At 65.4% G+C, this 21,085-nt stretch carries 18 protein-coding genes and 1 pseudogene; 4 read left to right on the top strand and 15 right to left on the bottom strand.

Annotated features, from left to right (window positions below; genetic code table 11):
* Together P8R42_30495 and P8R42_30490 are read right to left on the bottom strand one after the other, a co-directional pair.
* Nucleotides 1-258, bottom strand: a pseudogene (locus P8R42_30495) (transposase).
* A gap of 67 nt (nt 259-325) precedes the next feature.
* Nucleotides 326-901 (bottom strand): hypothetical protein, encoded by a 576-nt coding sequence (locus tag P8R42_30490; GenBank protein ID MDG2308934.1) that lies wholly within the window; start codon nt 899-901, stop codon nt 326-328.
* Nucleotides 902-1,048: 147 nt separating this feature from the next.
* Here P8R42_30490 and P8R42_30485 point away from each other — a divergent pair, with 147 nt between their 5' ends.
* The gene (locus tag P8R42_30485) at nt 1,049-1,231 is read left to right on the top strand and encodes a hypothetical protein (GenBank protein MDG2308933.1); all 183 of its coding nucleotides are present in this window, start codon (nt 1,049-1,051) and stop codon (nt 1,229-1,231) included.
* 538 nt (nt 1,232-1,769) lie between these two features.
* Here the strand turns inward: P8R42_30485 and P8R42_30480 are convergent.
* Nucleotides 1,770-2,918 (bottom strand): anhydro-N-acetylmuramic acid kinase, encoded by a 1,149-nt coding sequence (locus P8R42_30480; GenBank protein MDG2308932.1) that lies wholly within the window; start codon nt 2,916-2,918, stop codon nt 1,770-1,772.
* Between the two features lie 71 nt (nt 2,919-2,989).
* Between P8R42_30480 and P8R42_30475 the strand changes: the two genes are divergently transcribed.
* On the top strand, nt 2,990-3,766 hold the full coding sequence (locus P8R42_30475; protein ID MDG2308931.1) for a phosphoadenylyl-sulfate reductase: 777 nt from the start codon (nt 2,990-2,992) through the stop codon (nt 3,764-3,766).
* Nucleotides 3,767-3,785: 19 nt separating this feature from the next.
* On the opposite strand, the gene P8R42_30470 is transcribed toward P8R42_30475, so the two are convergent.
* The 6 genes from P8R42_30470 to P8R42_30445 form a co-directional block, all read right to left on the bottom strand.
* Nucleotides 3,786-4,550, bottom strand: coding sequence for an alpha/beta hydrolase (locus P8R42_30470; protein ID MDG2308930.1), 765 nt, complete (start codon nt 4,548-4,550; stop codon nt 3,786-3,788).
* Nucleotides 4,551-4,764: 214 nt separating this feature from the next.
* Nucleotides 4,765-5,958, bottom strand: coding sequence for a serine hydrolase (locus P8R42_30465; GenBank protein MDG2308929.1), 1,194 nt, complete (start codon nt 5,956-5,958; stop codon nt 4,765-4,767).
* A gap of 86 nt (nt 5,959-6,044) precedes the next feature.
* Complete coding sequence (locus P8R42_30460; GenBank protein MDG2308928.1) at nt 6,045-6,275, bottom strand: hypothetical protein; 231 nt, start codon at nt 6,273-6,275, stop codon at nt 6,045-6,047.
* A 294-nt stretch (nt 6,276-6,569) separates the two neighbouring features.
* Nucleotides 6,570-6,902 carry a hypothetical protein gene (locus P8R42_30455; protein ID MDG2308927.1) on the bottom strand — a complete coding sequence of 111 codons (333 nt, stop codon included), beginning with the start codon at nt 6,900-6,902 and terminating at the stop codon, nt 6,570-6,572.
* Between the two features lie 277 nt (nt 6,903-7,179).
* The gene (locus tag P8R42_30450) at nt 7,180-7,425 is read right to left on the bottom strand and encodes a hypothetical protein (protein ID MDG2308926.1); all 246 of its coding nucleotides are present in this window, start codon (nt 7,423-7,425) and stop codon (nt 7,180-7,182) included.
* Nucleotides 7,426-7,825: 400 nt separating this feature from the next.
* Nucleotides 7,826-10,633, bottom strand: a complete 2,808-nt coding sequence (locus P8R42_30445) for a vitamin B12-dependent ribonucleotide reductase (GenBank protein MDG2308925.1) — start codon at nt 10,631-10,633, stop codon at nt 7,826-7,828.
* 969 nt (nt 10,634-11,602) lie between these two features.
* Here P8R42_30445 and P8R42_30440 point away from each other — a divergent pair.
* Together P8R42_30440 and P8R42_30435 are read left to right on the top strand one after the other, a co-directional pair.
* Nucleotides 11,603-13,021: a M23 family metallopeptidase gene (locus tag P8R42_30440; GenBank protein MDG2308924.1), complete on the top strand. Its 1,419-nt coding sequence runs from the start codon at nt 11,603-11,605 to the stop codon at nt 13,019-13,021.
* Nucleotides 13,022-13,030: 9 nt separating this feature from the next.
* Nucleotides 13,031-14,233, top strand: a complete 1,203-nt coding sequence (locus P8R42_30435) for a hypothetical protein (protein ID MDG2308923.1) — start codon at nt 13,031-13,033, stop codon at nt 14,231-14,233.
* 13 nt (nt 14,234-14,246) lie between these two features.
* Here the strand turns inward: P8R42_30435 and P8R42_30430 are convergent, their stop codons facing one another.
* The 6 genes from P8R42_30430 to P8R42_30405 form a co-directional block, all read right to left on the bottom strand.
* Nucleotides 14,247-15,491 carry an acyl-CoA dehydrogenase family protein gene (locus tag P8R42_30430; GenBank protein ID MDG2308922.1) on the bottom strand — a complete coding sequence of 415 codons (1,245 nt, stop codon included), beginning with the start codon at nt 15,489-15,491 and terminating at the stop codon, nt 14,247-14,249.
* Nucleotides 15,492-15,530: 39 nt separating this feature from the next.
* Entirely contained in the window at nt 15,531-15,734 is a 204-nt protein-coding gene (locus P8R42_30425) for a hypothetical protein (GenBank protein MDG2308921.1), read from the bottom strand.
* Nucleotides 15,735-16,184: 450 nt separating this feature from the next.
* Nucleotides 16,185-16,385: a hypothetical protein gene (locus tag P8R42_30420; protein MDG2308920.1), complete on the bottom strand. Its 201-nt coding sequence runs from the start codon at nt 16,383-16,385 to the stop codon at nt 16,185-16,187.
* 212 nt (nt 16,386-16,597) lie between these two features.
* The gene (locus P8R42_30415; protein MDG2308919.1) at nt 16,598-17,389 is read right to left on the bottom strand and encodes an enoyl-CoA hydratase-related protein; all 792 of its coding nucleotides are present in this window, start codon (nt 17,387-17,389) and stop codon (nt 16,598-16,600) included.
* A 38-nt stretch (nt 17,390-17,427) separates the two neighbouring features.
* A complete protein-coding gene (locus P8R42_30410; GenBank protein ID MDG2308918.1) occupies nt 17,428-18,615 on the bottom strand; it encodes an acyl-CoA dehydrogenase family protein in 1,188 nt (395 codons plus the stop codon).
* Nucleotides 18,616-18,654: 39 nt separating this feature from the next.
* Nucleotides 18,655-21,081: an MMPL family transporter gene (locus tag P8R42_30405; protein ID MDG2308917.1), complete on the bottom strand. Its 2,427-nt coding sequence runs from the start codon at nt 21,079-21,081 to the stop codon at nt 18,655-18,657.
* Nucleotides 21,082-21,085: the final 4 nt, after the last annotated feature.

Below are 21,085 nucleotides of genomic sequence, written 5' to 3'. Positions count from 1 at the left end.
TCTTCCGCACGTGATCCACGGCCTGGCGTCTCCTCGGCGGGCTCAGAAGTTTCCCTTCGCGGCTTCCTTCAGGATCGCGTTGTCCAGCGCCTGGTCCGTCCGAAGGCCGCCGTACTCCTTGCGCCATCGATAGTACGTCTGATCGGTGACGCCGAGCTTCCGGCACACCTCGCCAGTCTTCTTGCCACGTCCGAGTTCAACCTCGGCCTCGCGCAGCTTCGCGATGATCTGCGCCGCGTCGTGTCGCTTGCTTGCCATCGCGATCCCTCCTTCTCCGACCGGCCTTCTCTAATCATTCGGGCCGGACCGGTTTTCGGAGGGAGGGTCAACCCGTCCGCTTCTTTCGAGGCCCCGCCACGCCCCCCATACCACGCGCCCCTCGAAGGCGCGCCCAGTCCCCCCACACGCGAAGCAGCTCCACCTGCTCGATGGCGCCGTCCATGGAGGTGTCGAAGCGTCGGAACACGTCGGACAGCTGGTCGCCCTCGAACGGCGAGCCGTCCCCGAGCTCGGCCGGAGTGACGCGTCCGTCGTCGTCGGTGTCGAGGGCGAAGAATATCTCGTTCGCCTCGTCGGTGATAATGCGGTTCTCGACGTACTCGTCGATGGTGACCGTGCCGCTCCCGTCGCGGTCCGTAGCTGCGAAGACGCCGCGGGCCGAGGTCGGGTTGGGGAAGATGGAATTTGCGACGTACTCCTGTACCGTGACTCCGCCGCTGCCGTCGGCGTCGAGGAACCCGAAGGTCTGCCGGTAGGCATCGAGTTGCTCGGCGGAGCGGCCCTCGCGGCCTCGCGCACCGAGCGCCGCGAGGATGTCCCCGGGAGAGAGCGAGCCGGTTCGAGCACCGTTGCCGCAGGTGAGGGCCAAGAACGAGACGAGGCAGAGCGCACGGATACGCATCGCGCGCGACGGTACCTTTTCCCGGCCTGAGCCGAAAGCAGGCTGCCGGCGACTGTACATCGTCAAAGACGTCGGGACAGATAGAGTCGATTTATAAGAGGCACTTCCGACACGTTTGCCCCCGGCGGCCACGATCGGACCCACGAGATGTCTCCCTCCCTCGGGCGGCAGGGTGTGGAGCAGTCCGAGCACGGCCTTCAAAGCGCCGAGTTCGAGATCGACGCGAACGCCCGTGGTCGGCTCGCGGTGCCGATGCGGCCGGGCCTGTGTCATCGGCTCTCCCAGGGTCGGGATCCGGTTCGCACTCGGACAATCGTCGTGTATGGGTGAACTCGCATGCGTCGCAGGGGCACAGCACTGATTCTCGTTCTTGCCATCACGGTGGTCAGCAGCCTCGTTCTGTCGGGATGTCCGGCCCGCAGGAGCGGCTCCCCCGCGGATCTCGATCCGACCTTCCTCGATCGCGCTTGAAGCGAACGGCGCACGGTCGCCCTCAGCCAGAGGTCGGGCGGAAGTCGACGGCCGTGTGCCGTCCCGCTTCAGCGCGACGACCAGGGATTCGTTGTCGGCGACGTCATCCTCGAACTCCGTGACGCAGATCCCGATGAAGCTCGGAAAATGAGCGTCGCTGCTGACCTGCCCGAGTTCTTCGGACCAATCGATTATTTGTTCGGGTTCAGCAGAAGTTAGACCAGCTAGGGGTTTGGAATAGGAGACACTCCCGGCCCAAAGGGAAGGAGAATCCAATGGGTAAGGGCGAGAATGCAGAGAAGGTCGTGCGTGACATTCAGCGCAAGACACGCCCCCGAGGTGAAGGGTCTACGCGACGAGAACGACCGCCTGTCTCCCCTCCTCGGTCAGGGGGGATTCACGGTCGCGCGATCACCCCGAGCCGCACTGCCCGCCTCGATCCCGTGACCCCTGAGAGGTCGAACTTCGCGCCATCGAGCGCCGCCACCGCCAGGATGGCGAAACCGATCGCTTCGAGCGCGTCGCCGTCGACGCCGATCGACTCGATCGGGCGGACCGGAATCTCGCCGAGCTCATCCTGGAGCATTGCGACGAGTGCGGGGTTGCGCGCACCGCCGCCCGCGAGCAGGACTTCGTCGAGCCCCAGACGCGGCAACAGGAACCGCCGGTACTGATCGGCGATCGAGGCGGCCGTGAACGCCGTCGCCGTCGCGACGAGGTCTGCGCCTCGCGCTCCTCGGGTGCGAGCGCGTTCTTCGAACTCTCGCGCGAACCCCTCGCCGAATGCCTCACGGCCGGTCGCCTTCGGCGGACGCCGCCGGAAATACGGCTCGCGAAGGAGCTCCGCGACGAGCTCCCGGTCGATACGCCCGCGGCGGGCAAACCGTCCCCCCCGATCGAACCGCTGCTGTCCGCGCGACACGCGGCCCGTCATTCGATCGATCAGCATGACGCCCGGGCCGGTGTCGAATGCCGTCATCTTCCGACCGCCGCGACCGAGCCAGGTCACGTTGCCGATGCCGCCAATGTTCTGAACGGCGCGCCGCTTCTTCGCGTCGGCGGCGAGCATCCGATGCACAATCGGCATCAGAGGCGCGCCACATCCTCCGGCAGCCAGGTCCGCGGTGCGAAAGTCGCCGACGGTCGTCGCGCCGGTGAGGTTCGCGATCCGTGCGGGCGACCCGATCTGCATCGTCGTCGGCCCCGCGTCGATTGCCGGTCCGTGGAAAACTGTCTGGCCGTGACTCCCGATCACACCGACCCCGCCGAGGGGGACATCTGCCTTTCGCGCGACGGCGGCAGCGGCCCTCGCCCCCAGTTCCGCGACGCCCCGGTCGGCCTCGGCGAGCGTCCGGGCATCCACGGCGGCGCCGTGCGCGATTTCACTAACGATCCGGCGCAATGCCGCCGGATACGGGAGCGTCCGGAAGGCCTCGAGATTCGCCCGATAGCCCCCAGGGCCGGCACCGACGCGCCGCCGAACCCGGACCAGGGCAGCGTCCATCCCGTCGAGCGACGTTCCGGACATCAAACCGATTGCGCGCACCAAATCTCCCTTCCTACAGGCGGCGAACCGCCAGAATTGCCGCAGTTCCGGGGCTGTGGTAGCCCGTCGATATGGCGGAATCCGGCAACGGCGGCGCCGCGGGCCTGGATCTGGCCCGCCGGAACGAGATCTTCGAGACCTCGCCGCCCGCAGAGATCCTTCGTTGGATCACCGATACCTTCGCGCCCGATGCCGTCCTCACGATGTCATTCCAGCACGAAGGCGTCGCGATCGCGCACATGTTGCGCGACATCGCCCCGGAAACGCCGATCCTCTTCATCGATACGGGCTACCACTTTCCCGAGACCCTCGCGTACCGAGACGAGTTGGTTTCCCGCTTCGGCCTGCCAATTCAGAACCTGTCGTCGACCATGCCACGTCCGGAGTTCATCGCGAAGTACGGCGACGAGCTCCATCAGCGCGATCCCGATCTATGCTGCAAGATCAACAAGGTCGAGCCGCTCCAACTCGCGCTTCGCGGCGTTCGCGCCTGGATCAACGGACGCCGCCGTGACCAGGCCGGAACCCGCGCCGGCATGAAGATCGCCGAGCGCCTGCAGGGCGACATTTTGAAGGTGAACCCGCTGGCCAACTGGACGTCGAAAGACACCTACGAGTACATGACTCGGCACGACATCCCGACCCACCCGCTGTTCGAGCAGGGATACGCCAGCATCGGCTGCTTCCCCTGCACCCGGCCCATCCTGGCTGGAGAGGACGAGCGCGCCGGTCGCTGGGCCGGAAGCGGCAAAACCGAGTGCGGTCTGCACACGTTCTTGGAGCCGGTCGAAGACAGTGACACCGACGGCGAGAGCGAGTCCGCGCAGCCGGACAAAGAACCGTCCTGACGCGCGGCCCCGCCCGCACTCACTCGTCGACCAGATCTTCGTCTCCCCGTAGCAACAGCAGCGACGGGCCGATCTTCCGCACGAGCCACCTATGGATCGGCGAGATCCACGCATCCGGGTTCGGCTCCAACATCGGCCAGTGACTTCCCGGCAAGGCCAGCGCATCGGCCTCGATTCCCGCAGCGGTGATTTCGACCAATGCCGACGGGACGATTGCGTCCTGGGCCTGCGCCACGAGGAGCGACGGAACTGCAGCCGCACCGGGCTGAATCGCAGCACCGCGCAGCGAACCGATTCGCGCGGCAGGCTCCAGGGTCAGGGCCCTCGTGAGAATCTCACGCACCTCGGGAGTGCCAGCGTTGCGGTAGGCATGCTGCACTGCGGGCGGCTCGACCGCGCCCAATCCCAACCGAGCGCGCACGCGCGTCACCGGATCGAGGAGCGCCTTCGGGCCAGCGAGGAGAGGTGCGACGGCGACCGATGCCATCACAGCCCCGCGCGTCGCGAGGTTCAACCCGACGAGCCCGCCGGCGTCGTGCCCGATGGTGATGGCGGGCAGCTCAAGCCCGGAGATCTGCTCCGCAACGTCGTCGCACCACTCGCCGAACGACGGCCGCTGCGGGGCGGTCTCGCGCGCATCCACCACCGCACACCGCCAGCCACGGTGGGCAAAGCCGAGGGCCAGAGCTCGCCAGATCTCGGGTCCGGCCCACAGGCCGTGGAGGAACACGAGAGTGGCCGCGTACCGTTCGTTCTCTGCCTCGATGAAACTCAGCGACGCCATCAGTCGGCTTCCTAACACGAACGGCCGCGACAGGCGGACCGGCGACGTAGCCCCTTTTGGACCTCGGCGCCGCGCGATCTCGCGAGCCGGGGCGGATCCTCTACCCCGTCACGTTCAGGTTTCGGTCACCCGAACGAGGGAGTTGCGCCAGTAGCCGAACGCGCCGGCATACTGATAGACGGGGTCGAACGGGGTTTCGATCACCTCCTGGCCTTCAGCGCAGAACGGCCCCCTCGATGTGCTCCAGGAACTCATCGTCGCTCCAACTGTCGGGCGGGATGCTGCCGAGCCCCGGCACGAGGCCGCCGCTAGGAAGCAGACTCCACAGAGACGGATCCGCCTGCGGCTCGCCGTCGTACTTGTCGTAGTGCGCATTGCGCACCACGACGAGGTCGAGACCCGGGATCACGTAGATGTATTGGCCGTCGACACCGATGGCGCTGAACATGTCGCGTCCGCCCGGCGTGGAGCCGAGCCACCACTGGTATCCGTAGTGGCCGACCACGCTGGGCGACGTCGACGCCGCGACCCAATCTGCCGACACTACCCGGGTGCCGTCCCAGGTCCCGCCCCGCAGATAGAGGAGACCGAACTTCGCAAACTGGCGCGTCGGCGTGTCGATGCAGCAGTAGGTCGCGGTCCGACCGACCGTGTCGAGCCACCAATCGACCGGGTCCATTCCGATCGGACCGAACAGCTTTTCGCGCGCGTAGGCAGCGGCATGTCCGCCGGTGACGACCTCCAGCACTGCGGAGAGCAGCATCGTGTCGCCGCTCGAGTAGCTCCAACGAGTACCGGGCGGGACCTCCAGCGGGCGCGACGCTGCGTAGTCGAGCTGATCCTCCGACAGCAGGATCATCTGGATGACGTCGGAGTCCGTCAGGTTCCCCGGATCATAGTTCTCGTTCCACTGCAGACCCGACGCCATGGAGAGCACGTCGTAGAGCGTGATCGCCTCCTTCTCGGTCCCGCGCCACTGCGGGATGAAGTCCGCCATACTCACGTCGACGCCTTCGATCAGGCCCTCGCCGATGGCAATTCCGATCAGAGCGCTCGTGAAGCTCTTCGCAACCGACCAACTCGTGCCGAACCACGTCTCGTCGCGCCCCTCCTCGTACCACTCCCCGACGATCACACCGCCCCGCACGACCACGACACCCTGGGTGTTCTTCCCTTCCCCAAAGGCATAGGCGCGAGCCCCGTCGAGAGTCGCCGCGTCCATGTGGTGATTGTCGGGAGCTTCGACGCGCCATCCCGGCGTGGGCCAGGCCTCGAGGCCACCGGGGGATCCCGACGTCGAGCCGTCGCCGCAGCCGATCAGGTTGGAGGCGAGCAGAGCACTGGCCAAGACCATCGCCGAAAAAGAGGGATGCATGAGGACCACCCTGTAGCCGGTATCGGCCGGCATGTCGTCGATCGGCGATTGGTCGGTGCTGTCCCGATCGAGGTGTTCGTAAAAAGTAGCTCTACCTAGTTTCGAGACGTGGCTGTCATCTACCATGCCCAGATATCTGCCACCCGGCCCTGCTCGTCGAAGCGGAAGACCCCCACCGCGTCCCACTCCTTGCCCCCGTCACTCACGCGCCGGAAGCATGAAACGTAGGTGCCGAACTCCCGGATCTCCACCAGTCTGTGGCGGATCCCGGAGGGGGCGAGCAGCCCGAAGGCCTTCGAGGCTATCTCGGATGGACCGACGGCCCCCACGCCGAACCTCGGCACGTGCATCTGGATGCCGTCGGCGCAGGGAACGTCCGCCCATGCTGCGGCGCCTTCGTCATTCGCCCGGGCCTTGTAGCTCTGGATCGCCTCTCCCCGTCCGGACAGTGGCTCGGTTGAGGGTCACGTCGTCATGGTCCCGTTCTCCAAAACGAAAGAAGCCCCCGTGCCGGTATGACACGGGGGCTTCCCCATTCTCTGCCTGAGACCAGAATCAATTAGTTCTGGTAATTAACCTCTTGTAGAAGTCGAGAGACCCGAGGCCCCTCGCAAAACCCGACCAGGGGCCGGATCAAGCGCGTTCTAGCGCTTCTTCTTTCGGCCGCCAGCCTTCTTCTTCTTGCGTGCGCCAGTCTTCTTCTTGGCACGCTTTTTAGCGGTCTTCTTCTTAGCCGCCTTCTTCTTCTTGCGAGCAGGGGCCTTCTTCTTCTTACGGGCGCCTGTCTTCTTCTTCTTGCGAGCGGCCGTTTTCTTCTTGGCACGCTTTTTAGCGGTCTTTTTCTTGGCCGCCTTCTTCTTCTTGCGAGCCGGAGCCTTCTTCTTCTTACGAGCTCCGGTCTTCTTCTTCGCAGTCCGCTTTTTCGCGGTCTTCTTCTTTGCGGCCTTCTTTTTGGCCGCCTTCCTCTTTACCGCCATGAAACCCTCCTTTGGTTCACAAGGAACCTCGTTCCCCTCTCAGGCGAGAACACCACCCCACATCCACCACCACAATTGATAAACAGCATTTTACTCTAACCCGTTTTGGTCTGTCAACAGGAGGATGACATTTTAAAGTGGGTACCTAAGGGCCTTCCGGGACGCCCGATTCAAAATGCCGTTCACAATTCCAAAACGGAATTGAAGAATGGCGTTCTGCTCCGGACCTATACTTGCCACATCCCCTGCTTCCCGATTAGATCAGCCCATCGGCAACCTACTCACGAAGGCGCGCGACCGCGGCCCCGGACTGCTGCTCGGCGCGGTCGCCCTGGCCCTGCTTCTGTCGGCCCTCACGGGGGACCGCGGACTGCTGGGCCTCTGGGAGCTCGACCGCGAAGTCGCCGAGGCCGAGCGAAAGAATTTTGAGCTTGTCCAGAAGATCTCCAGGGTGCGCGAAGAGAGCCGCGCCATTCAAAATGACGATGCGACCCTCGAGCGCGCGGCGCGCCGCCAGGCCCATCTCGTTCGACCCGGCGAAATCCTGTACCGGCTGCCCCCAACGAATCCTTAGGGCGACGCCCAAAAGCTCGCCGGCTGCGGTGCTCCGGGGAGATGGTCACAGGGCCCGCCCAGGCGGCAGCTCCGATCACGATTCCTGAGCGACGCAACTTTCCGCGGGGGTTGATCTAGACCGCCAGACCCTGAGAAGCTGCGGAGTCCGGCACAGAGTTCGGCAGCTCGTGCTCACTGCCGCAACGGTGGCGGGGCGTCCTCTCGGGCGCCCCGCCCCGCCTAGCTACCCAGTCACCTCAACCACACCACCCCTGAGGAAGACCCACACGACCCCACTCACCACCGTGTCCTCCTCAATCGCAGCTGCGCCGGGTATTCCGCAGCCGCAACGCTTTACGTTCTCGATTCTACGAGCAGCCGCTCGTCGCCCCGCAGTTGGAGCACCGGTAGCAGGAGCCGTTTCGGATCATGATCGATCCGCAGTCCGAGCAGCTCGGCGCATCTGACTGAGGCTGGAAGGCCACCGCGCCCTGATCGGCCACGCCGGTGACCGTCGTGCCGACGACCGTCTCCGCCGTGCCTGCATCGGTCGCGTCAGCCGACTCGCCTTCTGTAGCGAGCCCCGCCAGGCTCCGCTTCTCGGCGGCCAGGAAGCGCACCCCCAGAAATCGGAAGATGTAGTCGGTGATGGACTTCGCGTATGGGATCTCCGGGTTTTTCGTGAAGCCGGACGGCTCGAACCGCACATGGCCGAACTTGCTCACCAGAGCGTCTAGAGGCACGCCGTACTGAAGGGACATCGACGTCAGCGTGGCGATCGTGTCCATCAGACCGGAGATCGTGCTGCCCTCCTTGGCCATCTTGATGAAGATCTCACCGGGGGTCCCGTCGTCGTAGAAACCGACGTGGATGTACCCCTCGTGCCCGGCAACATCGAACTTGTGCCGGACCGACCGACAATCGGACGGCAGCCGGCGACGAACCGCCTGCGCCTCCGCGGTCACGGCCTCCGCCGGCACGGCCGACGCCGCGGCCTCCGGGGCCGCTTCCTTCGTCGAATCCGCGCTACGCGACGTATTGAGCGGCTGCGTGCGCTTGCAGCCGTCGCGATAGATCGCGACGGCCTTCAGACCGAGCTTCCAGGCCAGCATGAACGCGTCCTGCACGTCCTGCGTCGTGGTGTCGGTCGGCATGTTGATCGTCTTGGAGATGGCACCCGAGAGGAACGGCTGGACCGCACCCATCATCCGCAGGTGCCCGTCGGGGGCGATGGTCCGAGTTCCCCGTGCCGCCTTGAACGCGCAGTCGAAGATCGGCTGGTGCTCGTCGAGCAGGCCCGGCGCCCCTTCGATCGTGTCCTCGCTCTCGAGATACTCCACGATCGCCTGGACGTCCTTCGAATCGTAGCCTAGTCGCTTCAGCGCGCCCGGGACGGTGTTGTTCACCATCTTGAGCATGCCCCCACCGACGAGTTTCTTGTACTTCACCAGCGCGATGTCCGGCTCGATGCCCGTCGTGTCACAATCCATCATGAATGCGATGGTTCCCGTGGGCGCCAAAACCGTAGCCTGAGAGTTCCGGAAGCCGTGCTGACGGCCCGCAGCCAGCGCCTGGTCCCAAGAGGTCCGGGCGGCGTGCAGCAACTCGAGAGGTACGTGCGTGGTCGAGAGCTTCATCGCATGCGCGCGATGCTTCTCGATCACACCGTCCATCGGCTCACGGTTCACCTCGTAGCCCTCGAAGGGCCCCATCTCGCCGGCGACGTGCGCCGACTGCAGATACGCCTGGCCGCAAACGAGGGCAGTGATGGCCGCCGCGTACTGGCGTCCCGCCTCCGAGTCGTAAGGCAGACCCAGCTCCATCAGCAGGGCACCGAGGTTCGCGTAGCCCAGGCCGAGCTCGCGGAACGCGTGAGCGTTCTTGCCGATCTGCTCGGTCGGGTAGCTCGACGCGTCTACTAGAATGTCCATGGCCGTGATCAGGATATCGACCGCGTGCTTGAGTGCGGTGGTGTCCAGGTCGCCTGACTCGTTCAGGAATTCCATCAGGTTGATCGACGCCAGATTGCAGGCCGAGTCATCCAGGTGCATGTACTCGCTGCAGGGGTTCGAGGCGTTGATCCGACCGGAGTTCGGGCAGGTGTGCCATTCGTTGATCGTCGTATCGAACTGCATGCCCGGATCGCCGCAGAAGTGCGCGGCTTCGGAGATCTTCGTCATGAGGTCCCGGGCGCGGTAGCTGTCGATCTTGGCACCGTTGGTCACGGCCTTGGTCGTCCACTCCCGGTCGGCCTCGACGGCCTGCATGAAGTCCTCGGTGACGCGCACCGAGTTGTTCGCGTTCTGGAAGAAGATCGAGCTGTAGGCGGGGCCGTCGAGCGAGCCGTCATAGCCGGCATCAATCAGGGCCCAGGCCTTGCGCTCCTCGTCGGCTTTGCACGACACGAAGTCGAAGATATCCGGGTGGTCGACGTCGAGGACCACCATCTTGGCCGCACGGCGCGTCTTGCCGCCCGACTTGATGACTCCGGCCGAAGCGTCGGCCGCCCGCATGAACGAAACGGGCCCGGACGCGGTCCCGCCACCGGCGAGCGCCTCGCGAGAGGAGCGGATCTTGGAGAGGTTCACGCCGGAGCCCGAACCGCCCTTGAAGATCACACCCTCGCGGCGATACCAGTCGAGGATCGAGTCCATGGTATCGTCGACCGACAGGATGAAGCAGGCCGAACACTGGGGGTTCTTCTCGACCCCGACGTTGAACCAGACCGGGGAATTGAAGGAGGCCTTCTGCTTCAGCAGCAGGTGGGACAGCTCGTCAGAGAAGATGTCGGCCTGGGCCGGCGTCTTGAAGTATCCCTGGTCGAGGCCCCAGGTCCGGACGGACCCGACCACTCGGCCGATGAGCTGCTTTACGCTGGTCTCTCGCTGGTCAGTGCCGAGCTGGCCCCGAAAGTACTTCGACGCGACGACATTGGTGGCCAACTGGGACCACTTCACAGGAACCTCGACATCCTTCTGCTCGAAGACGACGTCGCCGCCCTCGCCGGAAATCATCGCGGTTCGACGCTCCCAGTCCTCGCTGCCCATCGGGTCGATCCGCGACCCGTCATCGGCCAGGGTAAACCGGCGCTCGAACTCAATGCCCTTCCCGCCGGCGGGCCGAGCCGCCCGGTTCGGCGCTACAGCCGCACCAGTCGCCCCCGAAGGGGTTCCCACCGATGCCTCGCCTGCCGAAGCCCCTCGTCGATCTTTCTGCGTCGAAGTCTCCACGTACTGTCCCCCTCCTCGTGAGCCCGGTGTTCGGCCCGGGTCCGACGGCGGCCGGGGCATCGCCCACCCGCGCCCTACCGAATCCCGCGCCGTTTCCTTCGCCTGTTTCCCTGTCGTCCTTCGTCCTGGCCGCCACCGGGTCCGGCCCTCCGGCCCCTGTCTCCAGGGTACCAGAAAACGTCGTTTCGAGGGCCGCCTATCTGATGCCGCCCCCCCGAGCGGTCACCCGATCTTGTGTGCAGCGTGCATAAGCCACACAAGATGTAGTGCTGTCAAACGAGATTGCCTCCCCCGGCCTCTTGACTCCGGAAGGGTGCCTGTCAAGCTATGATTCTCAAGCTTTCCGATCTACTCGACGGCGCCCTTCGGGGGGCTGGGCTCGAGGCCACCTCGATCATTTGGCGAATCGCGGAAAACTGGGCCGATATCGTCGGACCACGTGTCGCCGCACGCGCCGCGCCCATCCGACTCCGCCGCGACGAACTGACGCTATCCGCCCCAGACGCTGTCTGGCGTCAAGAACTAACTCTGCTCGGCCCCGAGATTGCAGCTAAGATCAATCAAAATATAGGAAAAAACGTCGTTCGGCGAATTCGGCTGGTGTCGGGCCCGATGGCGAGCCCCGACACCACCGGGCGCCGCCGCAGGCTGCGCTCCCGCGGCTCGGGCACGCCCCCCACGGAGGCCCTACCCGCCCCGCCCCGCCCGAGCGGAAGCCCCACGGCCGAGGGCCCCGAAGGAATCGCCGCCGCCCTGGAAGCACTGGCCGCCACCCGATCGACGCGCCTAGCCGACGACCGGGCCGCAAGGGCCCTGGAGCGCGGACGGCGACGCCCGCGGCGCTGAAACGCTTGTCAGGAAAAGTCGGGCGACCCGGGTCGACGGGCGGCGGGCGGTCACCTATAGGTCGGCGCCATGCGCGATACCTTCGGTCGACGCGAACGCCCCCGTCGTCTCGGGCGGCGCCTTCTCCTTTGGACCACCCTCATCATCGTGGTGACCGGAGGCGGGTGGGTGTTGTGGTCCGGGACGGGCGGGCCAAGTGCGAGACTCGCGCGCCCGATCGACCTGGTCGGCACCGCCACCCCGCTCGAGGTCGCCCTCACCACCGGCCGGGCCGGCCTCGCGAGCTACGAGATCATGGCCCGGCGGCCCGACGGTACACTGGTCCTGCTCGCCGAAGAGCAGATCCCAGACGCCGGCTTCCTGGGCAGCGGCGTGACGGATCGGACGGTGCGACTCGACCTGAACGCCAAGGCGCTCGGTCTCCCCGAAGGCTCCGGCCAGATCGAGGTCTACGCGACCGACTACGCCCCCACGGGATTCCTGAATCCCCGAGAGCCCCTTCTTCAGGTCCCGATTATCGTCGACCTGAGCCCACCCCGGATTCGCGTCCTCGGCGGCCAGCACTATGTGGCTCGCGGCGGCAGTGATCTCGTCGTCTACGAGGTCGGGGACGACGCCGTCACGTCGGGCGTGCTAGTCGGCGACTTCACGTTCGAAGGCCAGCACCCACCGTCGCTGCCCCAGAACATCCGGGTGGCGCTGTACGCCGTGCCCCACGACGCGGAAGCGAGCGTCGTCCCCAAAGTGATCGCGGCCGATGCCGCCGGCAACGGACGGGTCGTCTCTTTTCCTGTTCAAGTCCGCCCAAAGACCTTTCCCTCGGAGGAAATCCGAGTCAGCGACGGCTTCATCGACGCGACCGTGCGCCCCCTCCTGGAGGAGTCCGACAAGCCGATCCCTGACGATCCGGTCGAGGCCTTCCTCGCGGTGAACCGCGTGATGCGACGCGCGAGCGAGAAGGAACTCAAAAAGCTCACGAAAGAATCGAACCCCGCGTTCGCGCTGAGCGGCGCCTTCCGCCAGCAGCCCGGTACGAAAGTCGGCTCACGCTTCGCCGAGCGGCGGAGTTATCTGTACGGCGACCGCATCGTCGACCACCAATATCACCTCGGGTACGACCTGGCTTCGGTCAAGCAAACCCCGATTCTCGCAGCGCAGGACGGCACCATCTCGGCCTCCATCGATCTCGGGATCTACGGCAACGTGGTTCTCATCGACCACGGCCTGGGCCTCTCCTCTCTGTATGCCCACCTGAGCAGCTCCAACGTCGAGCCCGGCGATTCCGTCGTCGCCGGACAGCCCGTGGGACGCAGTGGGCAGACCGGGCTAGCCTCGGGTGACCATCTTCACTTCAGCGTCCTCGTGCGCGGCCAGCACGTGGACCCGATCGAATGGTGGGACCCGCGGTGGGTGCGCCTCCGGATTCTCGAGCCCCTCGCCGAAGCGGGCAGCGGCGACGCGCTTCCGCAGGACGCCTCGAGTCGGTAGCCTCCGGCCATGAGCCGCAAGAAGAAGACCCGCGAGCCATCGGCTCCCGACGCCGCACAATTCGCCGCCAAGGGACTCGACCCCGCCGAGCCCAAAGCCGTTCTCGCTACGCTCGCGAAGAACTGGGGCGCCGAGCCCGAGTTCGAGGCCTGGGTAGTCGGAAAGGTCGGCGGCCTCGACGACCACGAAGTCGGTGGAATCCTCCATCAGCTCCAAGACGCCACGCCGAGCAAGGACGTCCGTCGCGAGATCAAACGTGCTCTCTACAAGCTCGAGCAGCGCGGCCACTGGAAGACACCGACCGAGGCCCCGCCCAGCGCGCGCGACCTGCTCGGCCCCGAAGAAGATGCCCCACTCGGTTGGCTGAGCCCGATCGATCCCACCGGCACCCGGCTCGTGTGGATGGCACGTCGGACCGGTGGAGGGATGGCTTCGCTCTCGGCCGTCATCGACGAGGATCACGGCATCCGCGAGTTCCACTCGGGGAAGACGACTCGAAAGGCCCTGCGCGAGGCCCACCGGGAGATCGCGCAGCGCAGCGGCATCGGCCTCACTGACGCTCCGTGGGAATGGGTTCACGACCTTCTGCGTCGCGCCCACGAAAAGACCGAACGAGGCCGTCACCCCGACGTCCCGAGCGTGCTCAAGACCATCGCACCCGACGCGGCCACCGCAGCACCACCGCCTGCCGTCGACAGCCTGCTCGACCGGGCAACCGTCGCCGCCGACGAGGCGGCCCTCACAGCCTCGGCCGAGCTGCTTTCCGAGCCCGAAGTCGGTGCGTGGCTCTTGCCGCTCCCATGGATGGAAGACACGCTCGGCAAGCTCTCCGACACGGGCAGTTCCGTGCTGGTGGTCAGCCCGAGCGCTCAAGAAGAGCGAGTCGCCGAAGCGTTCGACGACGCGATCTCCCAACTGCTCGACGACGAGGCGCGCCGCAACCGCTTCGCCGACCGCCTCGAGGAGAGCGCCTTTCTCCTCGCGAAGCGCGGCGCAAACGCACACGCCCGAAGCGCCCTCGCCGCGGGAATCGCCGCGCGCGAAGGCAAACCGATCCTCGAGATACCCGTACTCGCCGAGATCACACGCCGCAGCCTGGCGCTGGGTCTCCGGGCCCGCGAGACGAAGAAGGTCGAAGAAGAGAAGAGCTCGCTGGTCGTGACGCCGCAGCAGGCGATGGCCGAAGATCAACGCGCGCGGCGCGGCCGGTAGCCCCGGCGCAACCTCAGCTGTCGGAGCCGGTCGGAATCTTCGAAAACGGTACGCCCTTGTCCACGCGGGGCTCCGGGGGAAGCCCGAGGACCCGCTCGGCCACGATGTTGCGCAGCACCTCGTCCGTTCCGCCCGCGATGCGGCCGCCCGGGGAAGCCAGGTAGCTCTCGGCGAAGCTCGCACCGAGCGGCACCTCCCGTGCATTGACGGTGGCGCCGGCGGGGCCGAGGAGCTCGAGTGCGAACCCGGACATCTCCTGGCGAAGCGGCGCACTCACGATCTTGCCGATCGAGCTCTCGGGGCCCGGCGTCGCGCCACGCGACAGCGCGGACAGGCTTCGGTAGCGCGCGTACTGGACCCCCTTCTGCCGAACGTAGATGTCTGCAAGTCGAGCGCGAACGGCGGCGTCCTCGACGGCGGGCCGACCGCCCCGCCGCACCGTGCGCGCCAGCTCCAGCAGCTCCGCAAATCCGGGCCCAACGCCGCCGCCGGAGAGGGTCTGGCGTTCGTTCATGAGCGTGGTCAGCGCTCCCCGCCATCCCTCGTTCACCTCGCCGATCCGGTTCCCGTCCGGCACGCGCAAGTCGGTGAAGAACACCTCGTTGAACGTGCTCGCACCGCTCATCTGCCGGATCGGACGGACCTCGATTCCGGGCGAACGCATGTCCACGATGAGGTAGGTGATGCCCTTGTGCTTCGGGTGGTCCGGGTTGGTCCGCGTGAGAAGCATCCCAAAGTCGCAATACTGCGCGCCGCTCGTCCAGATCTTCTGCCCGTTGACGATCCAGTCATCGCCCGAACGAACGGCGCGCGTGGCGAGCCCGGCGAGATCCGACCCGGCCGCCGGCTCACTGAAGAGCTGACACCACACTTCGTCTGCGCGAAGCATCGGGCCAAGGTAGCGCGCCTTCTGTTCCTCGGTACCGTGCGCCATGATTGTCGGACCGAGCATCCCCTGCCCGATCGTGAACATATTCGGCGCCGTGCGGAACCGAAGCTCCTCCTGCTCCCAGATGACGTTCTGGATGCGGCTCGCCGCGCGTCCCCCGAACTCCTCGGGCCAAGTGAGACAGGCCCACCGGCCATCGGCTTTGCACGCCATCCACTCTTTGGCCCGCAGGATGGCGTCGGATCGCTTGCGGAACTCCGGGATCGTGGCCGGACGCTGTTGCGGCCCGAGGCGGGTCGCGTTCTTCTCGAGCCAGGCACGCGCCTCGGAACGGAAGGCGGCCTCCTCGCTCGTGTCGTCGAAGTCCATTTTCGCCTCATACTCCGGACGGGCCGAGCAAAGCTAGGCTCAGAACTCGGGCAACCGTTCGGCGGCCTTCTGCCGCTCCCGCTCACGGCGGGAACGCTCGCCGGCTTCGAGGAACTGCCGGATCTGTCGATCCACGGCCTCCGACAGCGAGACCTCGTACAACACCGCGCCGGCCGGGGCGCGCCGGGGATCGACGTACCACTCGAGAAGGTCCGGTCCCTGCCGCTTCTCGACCACCCGCACTTCGGCCTTCCCCGCGATTCGCCGTAGACTCTCCCGGTCTCGCGCGTCGAGGAGGTAGAAGCTGCGCCGCCGGTCGACCCAGACTCGTCGACGTGACGACCAGCGAATCGGCGGGCATGGTCTTCGCTACGGCCGTGCGCGCGCGGCCGACCTGCGCATACTGGAACTGATCCCGTGCGCCCTTGCTGCGGCTGACGAGAACCACCCCGAGCAGTGCAAACGCGACCACCGGAGCCAGAGCCACGTACCGGATCCGCCGACTCACGAGTCCCGGCGTCCACCCGCGCAACGCGACGATCACCAGCGCCATCGCGAGGGCCAACCCGGCGCGGACCGGTGCCGGCACCCACGCCGGCGCGATCCCAAAGCCGCGTGCGAGCGGAATCGCAGCTGCGAGAAGCGCGAGCACCCGACCGGGCCACAGCGTCACACAACACGACCGGCGTCCGGTCAGATCGTGCACGCCACGCCGAGCGCGAGCGCCCCCCAGATCGGCGCCCGCCGTGCGACGGCGCCGAGAGCGACCGGCGGTGACTTCTCTCGCACGAGCGTCCACGTGAGCCCGGCGAGCACCAGCAGCGTGACGAGGTAGAGCGCCGGATTCAGCGCGGTCTGCGCGGTCTCCCCTCCGAGCACACCTGCAACGGCCAACAGCGCCGGAAAGCCGGGCGGGTAGCTCGTGAACAGAGAACCGTCGCGCCAGTAGTAGGTCTGCGCGAGCGCGTCGTACGCCCAGTCGGTGCGCGGATGCGGCTGAATGAGTGCGAGGGACCAGTCATCGTGGAAGACCGCGCCTCGGGTCGATCCTCCGAGGCAGGCGGAACGCTCAACGAGTCCTCCAGATGTTTCCCCGAGTCCGCGCTCTACCGCCCCTTGAACTCGGGCTTGCGACGCTCGCGGAACGAGGCGATGCCTTCCTGCGCGTCGTCGGAGCCCATCACCATCGACTGGATCAACGCTTCATCATCCAGGCTGGTCTCCATATCAACTTCGGTCCCGCGGTTGAGCAACCGCTTCGAACATCCCAGCGCAAAGGTCGGCGCTTTGGCGAGGCGGTCTGCCCACTCCTGTGTCGCCGCCTGAAGCTCTTCGGCCGGTACCACCTTGTTGATCACGCCGAGGGTGACGGCCTCTTCAGCCGTGAAGCTATCCCCGAAGAACGCGAGTTCCTTCGCTTTGTGCAGCGGCATGATCCGCGGCAGGAGGAAGCCCCCGATCGCATCGAGTGCGATCCCTCTTCGGACGAACACCTCGATGAACCGCACGCCCTCTGCGGCGATCACGAGATCGCAGACGAGAGCGAGGTGCGCCCCAAGGCCTGCCGCCGTTCCGTTCACGGAGGCGATCACGGGCTTCTCGATCTCCCACAAAGCCCGCAGCATGCGCGCCCCGCCCGTGCGCATGACCTCGCGGATCTGGCCGGCCCACGGCGTCGGTGGTTTCGCGCCTTGCGACGCCGAGAGGTCCGCTCCGGTGCAGAAGCCCTTCCCCTTCCCCGAGATGACGATGCCTCTCACTTCGACGTCGCCCCGAGCGACCGCGAGTTCTTCGAGGATCTGGTTGCGCATGTCGGGGGTCAGCGCACCCATCTGCTCCGGACGGTTCAGCGTGAGCCAGAGAATTCCGTTTTCGCGTTTGACTTCGAGGTCGGCCATCGGGTGAGACTCCTTGTCGAGCTTGGTGAGAGCGGCGTTCAGCCGCGCGGCAATCCCAGCACGCGCTGAGAGAGGATGTTCCTTTGCACCTCCGAGGTGCCGGCGTAGATCGAGGCGGCACGCGACCACAGCAGACCGTACTGCCAGCGCCCGGCGTCGATCGCCTGTGGTGCATGTTCGTCGAGGAGCGCGTAGGCCCCCGAGATCTCCGAGGCGGCTTCCATGAGACGTTGCTCGAGCTCGCTCCAGAGCAACTTCAGGATGGACCCCTCCGGCCCGGGGCGACCGGTCCGCATCTGTTCGCTGACGCTGCGCTGCACCGTGAGCTTGAGGGTGTGGATCTCGATGGAGAGCTGGGCGAGCCGCTGACGCACCCGGGGGTCCGCGACCTTCGGGGTGTCGTGGGCGATCCGCCGACCGAGGGCGACGATGTCGTCGAGTTCCTTCGCGAGCCGGGGGTATGGAGTCGAGGCGCCCCGCTCGACACTGAGCGTGGTGATCGTGATGTCCCAGCCCTTGTCGATCTCGCCCACGATGTACTTCTTGGGCACCCGAACGTCTTCGAAGAAGACCTCGTTGAACCACGCGACCCCGGTCATCTCGACGAGAGGACGAATCGTGATCCCCGGGGTCTTCATGTCCAGGAGAACGAAGGTCAGCCCGCGGTGCTTCTTCACGTGCGGGTTCGTGCGCACGATGAGGATGCACCAGTCGGCGAAGCGCGCGTAGCTCGTCCAGACCTTCTGACCGTTGATGACGAGATCATCGCCGTCGACGACGCCGCGCGTCTGAAGACTCGCGAGATCCGAGCCGGCGCCTGGCTCCGAGAATCCCTGGCACCAGATCTCTTCGCCGTTGAGGATCGGCGTGAGGAACCGCGCCTTCTGTTCCTCGGTGCCGTGATGGATCAGCGTCGGCCCGGTCAGCGCGGGGCCCACCCCGATGTCGATCAGCGGGGGCGCGCCGGCGGCCGCATACTCCTCGGCGAACAAGAGATGCTCGAGCGGCGAAAGATCGCGCCCGCCGTACTCGACCGGCCAGGCGAGCCCCGCCCAGCCGCCTTCGTGCAGGGTCCGCGCCCAGCGACGCGCATAGGCCACACGGTCGGCGGGTTCCGCCGGATACCGCTCCGAGGGCAGGTTCCCCTCGAGCCAGGTACGCACCGACGCGCGAAAGGCCTGCTCGTCCGTTGACGCAGCGAAGTCCATCGCCGCGTTTCGTAGCATCCCTGAGCCGGATTTCCTCAACCGGCTCCGACCCGGCGATCAGGCGTCGGCCGGTGTCTCGTCGCCCTCGATGCCCTCTTCCAGGATCCGCCGATCGTGATCGTCGGCGTATTTGATCGCGAATTTCGGCCGCAGAAGCGACACCATCGGCGGAATGAACAGCAAAGCGCCGATCAGGTGGAAAGCGAGAAGGATGACCAGAAGGATCGCCATCTGCGCCTGGAACTTCATCGGGAAGAAGCACCAGTAGACGATGCTCGCCGTGAGCGAGAGGCCGGTAAACAGCACGGTCTTCCCGGTCGTGTTGTAGGCCCGCACGATCGCGTTGTCGAAGCTCCGGTCCTTCGGATACTCCTCGACGATTCGCGAGAGCACGTAGTAGCCGTAGTCGATCCCGATCCCGATCCCGACCGCGGCGACCGGGAGCGAATTGATGTTGAAGTCGATCCCGAGGAAGTACATGCACGCCTCGGAGAGCGGCTGTGAAATCAACGACGGCAGCATCACGATGAAGGCACCGATCACCGAGACGTACGTGAGGTAGCTCAGGATGAAGACGACGATCAGGATCAACGCCAGGTTCACCCGGTAGGACCACTCGACCTCTTCGTTCGTAGCCGCCAGGATGCCGAGCAGGCCGCCGGCCAGCAGGTAGCGGACCGAGCCCTCCTCGGATGCCTGCCCCTCGATGAACTCCTTCGCCTTTGCGATCGAGTTCTTGATGATCTCGTGGTTGTAGTCCTTGTAGAAGATCGTGAGCGTCGCGTTCGTCATCGACATGTCGAAAAAGCGATCCATCTCCCCCCTCGACGTGTTCGACGTCAGCAAGAAAAAAAGCTGCCCCACGTGATCCTGCGAGACCGGCAAGGTTTCCCATTTGGGATCGCCTTCATGGAAGGTCCGGAAGATGCGTTTCAGCATCGTCGTCGCCGAGATCGTGCCCCCGACCGCTCCGGTTTCGTCGGTCTGCTTCATGTAGCGCGCGAAGAGATCGAGCGAGTTGAGCGTGGCCGGGTCTTTCAACGCCCCCGACTTCTTCCCCTCCGCGATGACGATCAACTGACTCGCACCGACGAACCGGTCGTTCACGACGTCGAACGCCACGTTGTACGGGTGATCGTCGTACAGCAGGGCCTTCCCAGGCGAAGTATCGCCGGGCCGCACCTTCTGCGCGAAGAAGAAGCCGAAGGCGAGGAGAAAGACCAGGAACACCGCCATCCACCCGCGCCGCGGGCCTGTCGAGCAGTAGATCAGGAAGGCCTCGAACTTGTCGTATCCACGCGCGAAGATGCCCTTCTGACCGTGATGCGTGGCCAGATGCTTGGGCGGTTTGACGTACGACAGAATGATCGGGTGGAGCGTGACGACGCTCACGAAGATGCTGATGATCCAGAAACTACACAGGACAGCGAGCTTCTGGATGATCGGAATCCGCGCGACGATCAGCGTGAGGATCGCGATGCCATCGGCGACGATCGAGACCATCGCAGGCGCGTAGATCTCGGTGTAAGACTTGACGATCGCCGCGTCTTTGTCCTGCAACTTCTCGTACTCCTCGTGATAACGCTCCATCGACTGGACGGAATGCGAGTGGGCCCGCGCAGAGATCAACAGTGGGATCACCAGGACCAGCGGGTCGAGGGATAGGCCGAACAATCCACCGAACCCCAATCCCCAAATCGCGCTCAGACCACCGGAGAGGAGCGGGATCACGACCCCCTGCCAACTCCGGAACTCAAACCACAAGATGACGATCATGGTGGTGATGCTCGCGATCAGCACCCACATCATCGGTTGGACCATCGACATGAAATACGCGTAGAGCACCGGCGGACCGGTCACGTAGATCGTGTGGTTGCTGTCGGTTTCTCGTTCGACGATCTCCTCGATCTGTTTCAGCATCGCCGGAAGATCGAAGTACTCCTCCCAGAACCCGGCCGTGATCAAGGTCGCCTTGTCGTCCATCGATACGAAGAAGCCGCGGATGCCGTCGGTCGTGTAGACCTTGGTCTTCATGAACTCGAGGTCGGCTTCGTCCTCGGGGAGTCGCGGATAGGTGAGCGGCACCACCTTGATTCCGGTGCCCGACGTGAGGGTCGTCTTCGTCTTCGGATGCGTGATCGACAGTACCTGCTCGCCGTTCACACCGGGGACGTTCTGCAGAAGATCGATCGTGATCCGATCCACCTTCTTGAACGTCTCGGGACTGTCGAAGATGGTTCCCTCTTTGGTCTCGACGACGATCACCAACTGGTTCGCGGTACCGAACATCGAACGATACTTCGTGTAGAGCTGGATGTACGGATGGCCCGGCGGGTAGAGGTCGAAGAAGTTCGTCGCCACGGCCATGTGAAACCACATGAAGTAGAGGAAGAAGGCCGTGATGGCGCCGATCAGGAGCGTGATCTTTCCTTTGTGCCGCAACAGGAAGAAGAGGTAGGCCTCGATCGTGTGCCTTGGGAGCATCTAG

The sequence above is a fragment of the Candidatus Binatia bacterium genome (assembly GCA_029243485.1).
In the GTDB taxonomy this organism is placed as follows: domain Bacteria; phylum Desulfobacterota; class Binatia; order UBA12015; family UBA12015; genus VGTG01.
Note: the sequence above shows the minus strand (reverse complement) of the source record. Positions and strands in the feature narration are given on the sequence as shown.